Here is a 12,066-nt window from a genome sequence, read left to right as displayed (position 1 = left end):
GGAGCATGGGCATGAGGCAGACGTGGCGGTGGTTCGGGCCGCACGATTTGGCCAGCATCGACGACATCGTGCAGGCCGGCGCCGCCGGCGTGGTGACGGCGCTGCATCACGTGCCCAACGGGGTGGTGTGGACGCCCGAGGAGATCGCGCGGCGCCAGGCCGAGGTAGGCGTGCGCAAGGACGGCTCGCCCTCCGGCATCGCCTGGGAGGTGGTCGAGAGCCTGCCGGTGTCCGAGGACATCAAGAAGCAGCAGGGCGACTGGCGCGCGCATATCGCCAACTACAAGCAGAGCCTCAGGCACCTGGCGGCGGCCGGGCTCGAGGTGGTGTGCTACAATTTCATGCCGGTGCTCGACTGGACCCGTACCGAGTTGCGCTGGAGGCTGCCCAGCGGCGGCTCGTGCATGCGCTTCGACATCAACGATTTCGCCGCCTTCGACATCCATATCCTCGAACGGCCGGGGGCCGAGGGCGACTACACCAACCAGATTACCGACGCGGCGGCGCGGCGCTTCGCGGCGATGGACGAGGAGGACAGAAAGCAGCTGGCCCGCAACGTGACCATGGGGCTTCCCGGGGCCACCGAGCACATGTCGCTCGAGGACGTGCGGGCGCATCTGGGCGAATACGGCCGCATCTCGCCCGAGCAGTTGCGCCGGCATTTCATCGACTTCCTGTCGGAGGTGGTGCCGGTGGCCGAGGAACTGGGCATGCGGCTGTGCTGCCATCCGGACGACCCGCCCTTTCCGCTGCTCGGGCTGCCGCGCATCATGTCGACCGAGGCCGACTACCGGGCGATCCTCGACGCGGTCGACAGCCCGGCCAACGGGGCGACGCTGTGCTCGGGCTCGCTCGGCGCGCGCCCGGACAACGACCTGCCGGGGATGATGGCGCGGCTCGGGCCCAAGGTGCACTTCGTCCACCTGCGCAACGTCAAGCGCGACACCGACGCGCTCGCCGGCTCGTTCTACGAGGCCGAGCACCTGGGCGGGGATACCGACATGGTGGCGCTGATCGCCGCGATCCTCAGGGAGGAGGCGCGGCGACGGGCCGAGGGCCGCGTCGACCACCAGATTCCGATGCGCCCGGACCACGGCCAGGACATCCTCGACGATCTCGGCCGGCGCGCCCAGCCGGGCTACCCCACCATCGGCCGGCTCAAGGGCCTGGCCGAACTGCGCGGGGTGATGACGGCGCTCGAGCATGGCACGTACGGGATCGGCGCGCGCCAGGGGTAGGGCGCAGGCCGTCCTGTCTGTGTTTGTGTGCAACCCCACCCACCGGCCTGCGGCCGGTCCCCCCTCCCCTTCGGGGAGGGATGGCGCGTGAGCCTCCAGGCCTGCGCCGCGGGGCGGCGGTCGGCGCTTCCCGATGGAGGGGTACGGAGGCGCGCTCAGTCCTCCAGCAGGTAGCCGCCGGTGCGGCCGGGGAGCGGCTCGGTGCCGACGATCTTGGCGATCATGGTGCCGCGCGGCGCGTATTTGGCCAGCGAGCGGGAGAGGACGAAGCCGTCGGTGCCGGCGCGGATGGGCGTGCGCGCCGTGAAGGCGTCGGGACCGTGAAGCGCGATGAGGTCGGCAATCGGCTGGCCCTGCGTGACCCGCTCGCCGAGTTCGACGCGATAGGCAACGAGGCCGGGGCCCGGAACGCGCACGATCTCGGTGGCTTCGAACGGCGTCGCCGCGGGGGCCGGCGCCGGCTTCGGGCCGGGGTCGGCGGCGATCAGCCCGCGGCCGCACAGAAAGCCGAACAGCCGCCGTGCGTCGTCGGCGCCGTGGCTGTCGAAGACGTCGTACTGGCCACGATACTCGAGCGTCGCGGTCGCGCTCGCCAGCGGCACCGGCCTGCCGGGATTGGCGGCGGCCAGCCGGCGATAGAGCAGGGGCAGCACCTCGTCGAACGAGCCGCCGCCGCTGTCGGCGGCGGTGAGCGTCGCCGTCGCCCCGATCCAGTCGGCCAGGTCCTGCAGCCCCGGCATCAGTTCGGGCGAGGTGAAGATATGGATGAGGGAGTCGCTGTCGCAGTGCAGGTCGAGGACGAAGTCGGCGTCGTGGGCCTCGCGCAGCACCAGCAGGCGCAGTTGCTCGACCGCGGTGCGCGGCTGCTGGCGGTCGATCCACTCGGCCACCGTGCGGCGGATGAGGGCGACGTTGGCGGCTTCGTCGTCGCCGAGGCGGCCGGCCACAAGGCTGCCGACGGCGGCGAACAGGTCGGGCCAGCGCCGGTTGAAATTGATGCCCGAGTTGGGGTCGTAGCGGCCGATATGGTGGCGCAGGCTGAGGTTGGCGAGGCCGAGGGGATTGACCAGCGGCAGGACGCTGAAGCGGGCCCGCAGCAGGCCCTGTTCGTCGGCCCCGCGCAGCAGGGGCAGCAGGTGGTGCAGCAGCATGGTGCCGGGGTGCTCGTCGGCATGCAGCGCCGCCTGCAGGTGCACCTTGCGCGGGGCGTCGGCGGGACCGATGCGCAAGCAGGTGAACTCGGTGGCGAGGCCGGGGGCGTCGCCCGGGATCAAGATGGTCTTGCGTTCGAATGGCATCACTGCTCCTTAGCCAAGCCAGCGCGGCAGGAAGCGCAGCCTCTGCGCCTGCGGCATGTGCCGCATCAGGCGGCGGTAGACGAGGCCGAAGACGAAGAAGATGACCACCGAGATCGCGAGGAAATACAGCGCCGCCACCGAGAAGTGCACAAAGGCGTTGTAGTCGCGCTCGAACAGCTCCCCGGCCTTGTTCATCAGGTCCTTCTGGTCGTCGATCACCGGCAGCGTGAAATAGATGAGGGCGGTGGCGTGGAACAGGAACACCACCTCGTTGGTATAGGCCGGCCAGGCGATGCGGATGAGGTGCGGCCAGGTCACCGAGCGGAACTGCTGCAACGGCGTCATGCCATAGGCGCGGGCGGCCTCGAGTTCGCCCCTCGGCACGGCCATCAGCGCGCCGTGGAAGATCTCGGCCGTATAGGCCGTGGTGTTGAGGGTCAGGATGGCCGGCCCCAGGAACAGCGGGTGCAGCACCAACCAGTCGATGCCGAGCGGCTTCCACAGCGTCATGTTGAACGCCAGGGCGAGGGAGTAGAACATGAACAGCTGGATGAAGAAGGGCGAACCGCGAAAGGCGTAGACGTAGCCCCGGCACAGGGCGGCAACCAGGCGGTTGCGCGACGCCTTGCCGAGCGCCATGAACACGGCGAAGACGAAGCCGGCCGGGATCGAGGCCACGGCGAAATAAAGGTTGAACAGCGACGGCTTGGCCAGCAGCTGCAGGTCGCTCAGGACCAGGGCGAGCAGTTCGTTCATCTGGCGTCCGCCACCGTCATGCCGCGACCGGCCCAGCGCATCAGGGCGGCGAAGGCCTTCTCCGACACGAAGGTCAGCAGGATGTAGAAGACGAGCAGGACGGCGTAGTAGTACCAGCGCCAGTCCGGGTGCACGAGCCCGGCCGTACGCGTGAAATTGGGGGCGCCCAGCCGGTCGGCCCACAGCACGATGTCGGCGATCTGCAGCAGCGACAGCAGCGAGGTCGACTTGATCAGCAGCATCCAGCAGTTGGACAGGCCGGGCAAAGCGTAGATCCACATCTGCCTTATATGGATGCGCCAGGCGACCTGCACCGGGCTCATGCCGAAGGCGCGGGCGGCCTCGAGCTGGCCGCGCGGCACCGACAGCATGGCGCCGTGGATGACGTTGGCGGCGAAGGCGCCGTAGACGATGCCGAGCGAAACGCAGGCGAGCATCAGGTACTGGAAGGTGTCGAGGTACCAATTGGCGGCGTCGCAGGGCGGCCAGCGCGTGGCGTCGGCGGCGAGTTCGGCGGGCGTGCACACGGCCTGCGCCCGGATCAGCTCGGCCAGTTGCTCGAAGGCGAGCGGGAAAAACAGGAAGAACAAGACGTCCGGGATGCCGCGCACCATGTTGGTGTAGGCGCTGCCGATGAGCCGGAGCGGCACGAACGAGGAGGACTTGAGCGCCGCGCCGAGCAGCCCGAACCACAGGGCGAACACCGCCCCGAGCACGGCCGCGACGAGCGTGAACTGCACGCTGGCGTACCAGGCAAGGTGCTTGCCGTTGGTGAAATAGCCGAGCCAGAACGCCAGATCGTCGCCGATCCCGTTGCGCAGCCACTCGGGAAGAAGGTCGAGCATGCGGGTGATTTCGCCGGATCACGGGGCGGGCATCGAGCCCGCCCCGGAACGTGCCGTCAGTCGAAGAACGGGCCGGTGCCCTTTTCGGGGAACCACTTGGTGATCAGCGCGTCGAGGCTGCCATCCTTCTTCATTTCGCCGATGGCGGCATTGAAGGTGTTTTCCAGCTCGTCGTCGGCCTTGCGCAGGCCGATGCCGACGCCGCCGCCGATGATGACGTCGGGGCCGACGAAGGTGAGCGCGCCCGCCGAGCCGGTGACCACTTCGGCGAGATAGGAGCCGTCGGCGAGGATGACGTCGACATTGCCGGCATTGAGATCGGCCAGCGCCTGGTCGGCGGTCTCGAACGACAGAATGGTGTTGCCGGCCGCCAGGTTCTGCTCGGCATAGGCGGCCTGGATGGTCGCGCCCTGCACGCCGATGCGGACGCCCTGCAGCTTATCGAAATCGAAGCTCCTGCCGGCGGTCGTCATGTACTTGGACGGATCGGGCGGGAAGTAGTTCTCCGAGAAGTCGATGGACTGCTTGCGCTCGTCGGTGATCGACATGCCGGCCATGATGGCGTCGTAGTTGCCGGCGATCAGGTTGGGGATGATGGTGTCCCACTCGTTGACCACCCACTCGCATTCGAGCGTGGCGCGGCGGCACAGTTCGTTGCCCAGATCGATCTCGAAGCCGGCGACCTTGCCGCTGTCGTCGAGGAAGTTCCACGGCGCATAGGCCCCTTCGGTGCCGAGCCTGACGGTCGCGGCACTGGCTGCGCCGGTCAGCACCACCACGGCGGCGGCCGCCAAGATGAGTCTCTTCATACGTCACTCCTGCTGTCTGTGATGACCTTTTCGGTCAATTATTGCCCCTGGTCCTCCGCCCGCCCCCGCGGGAGGTTGTCCGGCGCGCACGCTAGCGCATTTTACCGTCCGGTCAAATTCAGCCGTGCCCGGCGGCGCCGAGGAACTGCCGGAGACGGGCGGAGCGAGTGGCCCGGAAAACCTCGTCGACCGTGCCTTCTTCCTCGATCTGGCCCAGGTGCAGGAAGATGACGCGGTCGGCGACGGTGCGCGCGAATTTCATGTCGTGGGTGACGAGCATCATGGTGCGGCCTTCCTCGGCGAGCAGCTGGATGACGCGCAGCACCTCGACCTCGAGCTCGGGATCGAGCGCCGAGGTCGGTTCGTCGAACAGCATCACCTTGGGGTTGATGCACAGCGCCCGGGCAATGGCGGCGCGTTGCTGCTGGCCGCCCGACAACTGGGCCGGGTAGGCGTCCGCCTTGGCCGCGATGCCGACCTTGTCGAGCATCGCCAGCGCTTCCTCCCGGACCTCGCCGCGGTCGCGCTTCTGCACGTGCAGGGGCGCTTCCATGACGTTGTCGAGGATGGACATATGGCTCCACAGGTTGAACGACTGGAACACCATGCCGAGGCCGGAACGCAGACGGCGGACCTGGCGCTCGTCGGCGACGTGCCGGTGCGGGGGCGTGCCGGCCAGCCGCACCGTCTCGCCGGCGATGGTGACGGTGCCGCGCTCGGGCACCTCCAGCATGTTGATGCAGCGCAGCAGCGTCGACTTGCCGGAGCCGGACGACCCGATCAGGGCAACGACCTCGCCCTCGCGCGCCACCAGCGAGACGCCCTTGAGCACTTCGAGGGCGCCGAAGGACTTGTGAACATCCTCGACCTCGATGACGGGCGCCCCTCCGGGCCGTGCTTCAAACCTTGCTGCCGAGCCTTGCATGGCAGCCAACAAGCCGAAGTTGACGAAGATAGCAAGGAGATTTGATCGCGGAACGGGCGCGGCGTTGCGGCGTTTTGCCTGCAGGGTCCCGCCACGCGGGCGGGCCGGAAACACTCGAGGAGATATCGATGAACTGGAATCAGATCGAAGGCAATTGGGAGCAGTTCAAGGGCAAGATCCAGCAGCAGTGGGGCAAGCTCACCGACGACGACCTGCAGATGATCCACGGTCGCCGCAAGGAACTGGCCGGCAAGATCCAGGAGCGTTACGGCAAGGCCGAGGCCGAGGTCGAAAAGGAAGTCGACGATTGGCTGCGCATGCACTGACGGAGCGCCCGCTCCAGTGCGAAAAGGCCCCGCTCGGCGGGGCCTTTTTCTATGGGGGCCGCGTTCCCGCCGCTCAGGCGGCGGCGCGCGAGCCTTCGTCGAAGAACAACGCTTGGCTGATCAGCGCCTTCACCATGTCGGGGTTGAACGGCTTGGTGACGAGGAACGTCGGCTCCGGCCGTTCGCCGGTGAGCAGGCGCTCGGGGAAGGCGGTGATGAAGATCACCGGGATCGGATGCTCGTGCAGGATGTCGTTGACCGCGTCGATGCCGGAACTGCCGTCGGCAAGCTGGATGTCGGCCAGGATCATCCGGGGGCGGGTTTTGTGGTAGAGCGCCACCGCTTCCTTGTGCGTGCGCGCCACGGCGACGACCTTGTGGCCGAGGCTCTCGACCAATTGCTCGATGTCCATGGCGATCAGCGGCTCGTCCTCGATGATCATGATCTCGGTCGCCACCTGGCGCGAAATCTCCGTGGCCGCGTCGTCGAGCAGCGCGGCGAACTCCTCGGGCGTGACGTCGAGGATCTCGGCCCCCTGCTCGTCGGTGAACCCCTCTACCGCCACCAGCAGGAAGGCCTGCCGCGGCCTCGGGGCGAGATTGGCGAGGTTGGCGGCGGCGCGCTGTTCCCAGGCGAAGGTCGAGGCCGGGGGCGGAACCGTCACGGCGGCCGAGGTGAACAGGCGGGAGAACAGCTTGTACAGGGCGATCCGGTCGCTCGAGGCCTCGGGAAAGATCGACACGTCGGCGATCAGGGCCTCGAGGGTGGCCGCCACGTAGGCATCGCCGGAGGTTTGCGACCCCGTCGCGGCGCGCGAGAAGCGGCGCAAGTAGGGAAGATGCGGAGCGATCCGCACGGACAATGTCATGAAAGCATACTCCCTGAGACGCTCTTGGGTGAGCTTAGCAGCCACTAGAACGGGGTGTGCGAAAAAAAGTTCCGGCGGTGCGGAACGTTTTTTTCCTTGGCGGCATTTAGGGTTGCACATCAGGATGGGGCCAGGTGTTTTTCGGGGTGGCCCATGCGAGACAAGACGAAGATGAATGACATGACCAACCCGCGCCCGAGACGAGCGGACGACGGCCTGGGGCCGACGTCCGATATCGGCGCCAAGCTGCGCGCCCTGTACGGCGCGGTACAGAACGAGGGCATTCCGGAGCGGCTGCTAGACCTGCTGGAGAAGCTGGACCAGGCCGAGCAGAAGGCCAACGCAGCCGACAAGAGCGAGTGAGCCGATGGGCACCGAAGCGCCGTCCTTCAAGCGGGAACTGCTCGCCACCCTGCCCAGCCTCAGGGCCTTCGCCGTGTCCCTGTCGGGCAAGCACGACAAGGCGGACGACCTGGTGCAGGACACGGTGATGAAGGCCTGGGCGAAGCAATCCAGCTTCGAGATGGGGACGAACATCAAGGCGTGGCTGTTCACCATCCTGCGCAACGAGTTCTACAGCCAGATGCGCAAGCGCGGGCGTGAGGTGCAGGACAGCGACGGGGCCTTTACCGAGCGGCTGGCGGTGCATCCGTCGCAATACGGCATCATGGACCTCGCCGATTTCAAGAAGGCGCTGGACGGGCTGCCCGCCGACCAGCGCGAGGCGATCATCCTGATCGGCGCCTCCGGCTTTTCCTACGAGGAGGCGGCGGCAATCTGCAATTGCGCCGTGGGTACGATGAAGAGCCGGGTGAGCCGGGCCCGCACGCGGCTGCAGCAGGTGCTGCAGATCAGCGGGGAGGCGGATTTCGGCCCGGATGCCGTCTCCACCCAGGTGGCAACGCAGCCATAGAGCCGCCCGCCCGCCGGGCCCGCCAAAATACCGCCATTGATCGCCCCTAGGGTCTGCCCGCGTCACAACCACAGCCCCTGTCCGCATGGCGGGCCGGGGGCGATTCAACAGATCCGAAACCTCAGGCGGCGCCAATGACCGATGCCACGAGCGACCTCGGTCTTGCAACTGCCGTCCGGAAACAGTCCGGCCGGTTGCTGGCCATCGTCATTTCCCTAGCCCTCATCGTCGGTGCCGCCGGGTCGGCGCTGTTCCTGGTGCGCGGCGTCGACTCCCAGTTGTCCGACGTGGTCAAGACGTTCGAGGTGCGCCGGCAGGCGCGCGAACTGATCCTCGCCCTGGTCGACGCCGAAACCGGCCAGCGCGGCTACCTGCTGACGCTGGATCCGCAATATCTCGGACCGTACCGGGATGCGGTCGCCACCATCGACCGCGCCTACCAGGACCTCGTCACCATGGTGGCGGACACGCCCGCGCAGAAGCTGCTGCTCGGGCTGATCGCCGACCAGGTCAAGCAGAAGCAGGTGGAAATGGCCAACACCATTGCCCTGGCCTCGAGCGGGCGGCTGCCGGAGGCCATGGAAATCCTGCGCTCCGATACCGGGCAAACGCTGATGGAGGGACTGCGCGCCGCCATCCGCCGCTTCATCCTCGAGGAGGACGGCCGGCTGGTCGAACGGAATGCCGAGGTGGAACGCACACGGCAATTGCTGGTCGTCGCCATCCTGGCGGCGCTGGCGGGCGCGGTGACGCTGACCTATGCGCTGTTCACCCGCACCCAGCACCAGGTGTCGGAACTGGCGCGCAACCGCACGACGCTGCTGCTGCAGAAGGAGGAACTGGAGGAGCACGTCAGGGAGCGGACGGCGGAAGCGGAGGAGGCGCGGGCGCATGCCGAGCGCGAGCGCGCCCGTGTCGAGACCCTGCTGCAGGACACCAACCACCGCATCGGCAATTCGCTCGCGACCGTGTCGTCGCTGCTCGGCCTGCAGCAGTCCCGCACCACTTCGCCGGCGGTGCGCTCGGCGCTCGAAGCGGCGCAGAGCCGCGTGCAGGCCATCGCATCGGCGCATCGGCGGCTGCGGCTCGGCGACGATCTCGAGACCACGGACGCCGCCGAGTTCCTCGAATCCGTGGTCGACGACCTGCGCCAGACGCAGCCGAGCGAGCGGCAGATCAGCGTCGAGACCGACTTCGACCCGCTGGTCATCAGCGCCCGCGACGCCACGACGCTGGGCATCGTCATGGGCGAATTGCTCACCAACGCCATGAAGCACGCCTTCCCGGACGACCGGCCCGGCCGCATCTGGGCGCGGCTCAAGCAGGAGGGCGAGAGCGTGCGGCTCATCGTCGAGGACGACGGATGCGGGTTGCCGCCGGAGATCGACCGGGCCGAGGGCGGGCTCGGGTCCATGATCATCCGGCAACTGGCCCGCCAGTTCGGCGGCGAACCTTCCTTCGCGGCGCGGCCGGGGGGCGGAGCCACGGTCACCGTGGCCCTGCCGGCACTGGGCCGGCAGGCGCTGCGCGAATAGTCCCGGCGGGGGGGGCGGAGATGCGTTTCGTTGCCGTGTTCAACCGCGACGGCGGCACCTTCCGGACCATGGACGTGCCGCAGTTCGCCGAAACCTGCCGGCAGATCCTGGCCGAACACGGGCACGGCCTCGATGCGCGCATCGTTGCCGGCGACAACCTGCTTGCCGAACTGGAACGGGCCGCGGGCGAGGCAGCCTGCCAGGCCCTGCTCGCCGGGGGCGGCGACGGCACGGTGTCGGCGGCGGCGCAGGCCTGCTACCGCACCGGCATGCCGTTGGCGGTCGTGCCGGCGGGGACCATGAACCTGTTCGCGCGGGCCCTCGGCATGCCGCTGGCGCCGGAAGAGGCGGTGCGTGCGCTGGCGACGGGGAGCGTGACCGGGGTGGATGTCGCTACCGCCAACGGGCGGCTCTTCGTGCACCAGTACTCCGTCGGCATCCATGCCCGCCTGGTGCGCATCCGCGAGACGATGCGCTACCACGGCCGCTGGGGCAAGATCATCGCCACGCTGCGCGCCCTCCGCCTGGCGGTGAGCCGGCCGCCACGCTTCGACGTCGACATCCATACGCCGAGAGGCAGCGAGACCCGGCAGGCGTCGGGGATCGTCGTCTCCAACAATCCGCTGGGCGAGGGCCACATTCCCCACGCCGACGGCCTCGACCACGGCGTCCTCGGCGTTTACGTGGCGGCGCCGATGTCGGCGCTCGGGCTGGTGCGGCTGTGGCTGCAGGCGATGGTCGGCGCGTGGCGGGCCAATCCGCAGGTCTCGGAGAAGGAGGTGACCTCGGTCACCCTGCGCTTCCGACGGCGCAAGGCATCGGCGCGGGCCCTGATCGACGGCGAGCTCGTCGCCCTCGAGGACCGCGTCGACATCCGCATCCACCCCCAGGCGCTCAAGGTCGTTACGCCCGCGCCGTCGCTCGAGACGGTCCCGGGCTGACGCCCGGCGGCTATGCGAGGCGCGGCGGAACCAAGTCGCGGCCGGCGACGTTCGCGTAGCGGCGCGGGGTTTTTCGACCCTCGCCGGGTAGATTTCAGGGATGCCGTGACAGACATTGCAGGATCTTTTGTCGCCGCCGTACAGGCAAGTATCGCCAATACTTCACGCCGTGACGTGCTGGCCGGGCTGAACGTGCTGGATACCGAGGACGACGCGGATTTCGACCGGCTGGTGCGGCTCACCGCCACCATGGCCGGCGCCCCGGTGGGGATGGTGTCGCTCGTCGACGCCGACCGCGAATGGTACAAGGCCCGGCACGGGCTGCAGCTGCGCGAGACCCCGATCGCCTCGTCCCTGTGCGCCCATGCCATCGCCGACGTGGGCAGCCCCGCCCTGGTGATCGGCGACGCCGGGGCCGACAGCCGCTTCGCCGCCAGCATCCTGGTCGTGGCGCCGCCCAACATCCGCTTCTTCGCCGCCGCGCCCATCACGGTCAGGGGGCAGCGGATCGGGGCGCTCGCGGTGGCTTCCCCCGAGCCGCGCCTTGCCGCCGAAGCAACGCTGACCGAGCAGCTCATCGCCCTGGCCGACACGGCGGCCTCCCTCTTCGTGCTCAAGGACGAGGCGCGCATCCGGGCGCGCACGGCCGCCGACCTGATGAAGGAGGAATGGCGGCACGCGCTGACGCTCGAAGCCGGCCGCGTCGGCAGCTGGGTGTGGGACCTGCGCAGCGACGACGTCGTCGCCAACGACATCATGCGGCGCATGTTCTCGCTGCCGCCGGCCCGGCCAGTGAGCATCGACGATTTCTTCGCGGCCATCGTTCCCGGCGAGCGGGAAGCGGTCCGGGCCGCCCTCGAGGCGTCGTTCGAGCAGGGCGTCGACTATGTGAGCGAGTTCAGCGTTGCCTCGGGGCGCTGGCTGGCCGGCCGCGGCCGGGTCTACCAGCGCGACGCGGCCGGCCGGCCGCTGGTCATGATGGGCGTATGCATCGACATCACCGAGGCGCGGGAGGCCGCCGATCACACGCGCCTCCTGCTGCGCGAACTCAACCACCGCGTGAAGAACACGCTGGCGATGATCCAGTCGCTGGCGCGCCAGACGCTCAGCCACGCGGCGGACCCGCAAAGCTTCATCGAGGCGTTCTCGGGGCGCCTGCGGACGCTGTCGGAAGCGCACGTGCTGCTCGCCGACCGCGATTGGGGCAGCATCGGGCTGGTCGAACTGATCACTGCACAGCTCGGCCCCGACCTCATCGCCGAGCCGGCGCGGCTGTCGCTGCAGGGAGAGGACGTGCCGCTGCCGCCCGACCAGGCGCTCGGCCTCGGCCTCATCGTGCACGAGCTCCTGACCAACGCCATGAAGTTCGGCGCATTGTCGACGCCGCAGGGGCATGTCGACATTGCCTGGCGGCGCGAGGCTGGCCCCCGGCCGCTGCTCAACCTGAGCTGGCGGGAGAGCGGCGGGCCGGCGGTCCGCCCGCCGGTCGAGGCGGGCTTCGGGACGCGCCTGATCCAGCGCAGCCTCGACAAGATCGTCGACAGCCGGGTGCGCATCGAGTACCCGGCGAGCGGCGTCGAGGTGCGCGTCAAGCTGCCGCTCGGCTGACGCC

General features: G+C 68.7%; 13 protein-coding genes. 7 read left to right on the top strand and 6 right to left on the bottom strand.

The features are described 5' to 3' along the window. Window positions 1-11 precede the first annotated feature (11 nt). The gene (gene uxuA / locus VGD93_RS14320) at window positions 12-1,238 is read left to right on the top strand and encodes a mannonate dehydratase (RefSeq protein ID WP_395012841.1); all 1,227 of its coding nucleotides are present in this window, start codon (window positions 12-14) and stop codon (window positions 1,236-1,238) included. A gap of 155 nt (window positions 1,239-1,393) precedes the next feature. Here uxuA and VGD93_RS14315 read toward each other — a convergent pair whose 3' ends face one another. The 5 genes from VGD93_RS14315 to VGD93_RS14295 form a co-directional block, all read right to left on the bottom strand. Next, the gene (locus VGD93_RS14315; protein ID WP_395012836.1) at window positions 1,394-2,536 is read right to left on the bottom strand and encodes a succinylglutamate desuccinylase/aspartoacylase family protein; all 1,143 of its coding nucleotides are present in this window, start codon (window positions 2,534-2,536) and stop codon (window positions 1,394-1,396) included. 9 nt (window positions 2,537-2,545) lie between these two features. Further along, a complete protein-coding gene (locus VGD93_RS14310; RefSeq protein WP_395012835.1) occupies window positions 2,546-3,292 on the bottom strand; it encodes an ABC transporter permease subunit in 747 nt (248 codons plus the stop codon). Next, window positions 3,289-4,137: an ABC transporter permease subunit gene (locus VGD93_RS14305; protein ID WP_395012834.1), complete on the bottom strand. Its 849-nt coding sequence runs from the start codon at window positions 4,135-4,137 to the stop codon at window positions 3,289-3,291. The genes VGD93_RS14310 and VGD93_RS14305 overlap by 4 nt, the downstream gene beginning before the upstream one ends. Window positions 4,138-4,193: 56 nt before the next feature. Further along, window positions 4,194-4,946, bottom strand: coding sequence for a transporter substrate-binding domain-containing protein (locus tag VGD93_RS14300; RefSeq protein ID WP_395012833.1), 753 nt, complete (start codon window positions 4,944-4,946; stop codon window positions 4,194-4,196). 118 nt (window positions 4,947-5,064) lie between these two features. Beyond that, window positions 5,065-5,871 carry an ABC transporter ATP-binding protein gene (locus VGD93_RS14295; protein WP_395012832.1) on the bottom strand — a complete coding sequence of 269 codons (807 nt, stop codon included), beginning with the start codon at window positions 5,869-5,871 and terminating at the stop codon, window positions 5,065-5,067. Window positions 5,872-5,999: 128 nt separating this feature from the next. On the opposite strand from VGD93_RS14295, the gene VGD93_RS14290 reads away from it, so the two are divergent. Further along, complete coding sequence (locus VGD93_RS14290) at window positions 6,000-6,197, top strand: CsbD family protein (RefSeq protein WP_395012831.1); 198 nt, start codon at window positions 6,000-6,002, stop codon at window positions 6,195-6,197. A gap of 73 nt (window positions 6,198-6,270) precedes the next feature. On the opposite strand, the gene VGD93_RS14285 is transcribed toward VGD93_RS14290, so the two are convergent. Next, window positions 6,271-7,065, bottom strand: coding sequence for a response regulator (locus VGD93_RS14285; protein ID WP_395012830.1), 795 nt, complete (start codon window positions 7,063-7,065; stop codon window positions 6,271-6,273). A gap of 171 nt (window positions 7,066-7,236) precedes the next feature. Between VGD93_RS14285 and VGD93_RS14280 the strand changes: the two genes are divergently transcribed. The 5 genes from VGD93_RS14280 to VGD93_RS14260 all read left to right on the top strand — a co-directional run bounded on the left by VGD93_RS14280 (window position 7,237) and on the right by VGD93_RS14260 (window position 12,062). Next, the gene (locus tag VGD93_RS14280; protein ID WP_395012840.1) at window positions 7,237-7,428 is read left to right on the top strand and encodes a NepR family anti-sigma factor; all 192 of its coding nucleotides are present in this window, start codon (window positions 7,237-7,239) and stop codon (window positions 7,426-7,428) included. Between the two features lie 4 nt (window positions 7,429-7,432). Next, window positions 7,433-7,978 carry an RNA polymerase sigma factor gene (locus VGD93_RS14275; RefSeq protein WP_395012829.1) on the top strand — a complete coding sequence of 182 codons (546 nt, stop codon included), beginning with the start codon at window positions 7,433-7,435 and terminating at the stop codon, window positions 7,976-7,978. Between the two features lie 134 nt (window positions 7,979-8,112). Then, window positions 8,113-9,513: a sensor histidine kinase gene (locus tag VGD93_RS14270; RefSeq protein WP_395012828.1), complete on the top strand. Its 1,401-nt coding sequence runs from the start codon at window positions 8,113-8,115 to the stop codon at window positions 9,511-9,513. A 20-nt stretch (window positions 9,514-9,533) separates the two neighbouring features. Next, the gene (locus VGD93_RS14265; RefSeq protein ID WP_395012827.1) at window positions 9,534-10,454 is read left to right on the top strand and encodes a diacylglycerol/lipid kinase family protein; all 921 of its coding nucleotides are present in this window, start codon (window positions 9,534-9,536) and stop codon (window positions 10,452-10,454) included. A 105-nt stretch (window positions 10,455-10,559) separates the two neighbouring features. After that, the gene (locus VGD93_RS14260) at window positions 10,560-12,062 is read left to right on the top strand and encodes a sensor histidine kinase (RefSeq protein ID WP_395012826.1); all 1,503 of its coding nucleotides are present in this window, start codon (window positions 10,560-10,562) and stop codon (window positions 12,060-12,062) included. Window positions 12,063-12,066: the final 4 nt, after the last annotated feature.

Source organism: Devosia sp. (assembly GCF_036406155.1).
Classification (GTDB): Bacteria; Pseudomonadota; Alphaproteobacteria; order Rhizobiales; family Devosiaceae; genus Devosia_A.
This window is presented reverse-complemented; position numbering and strand designations above follow the sequence as displayed.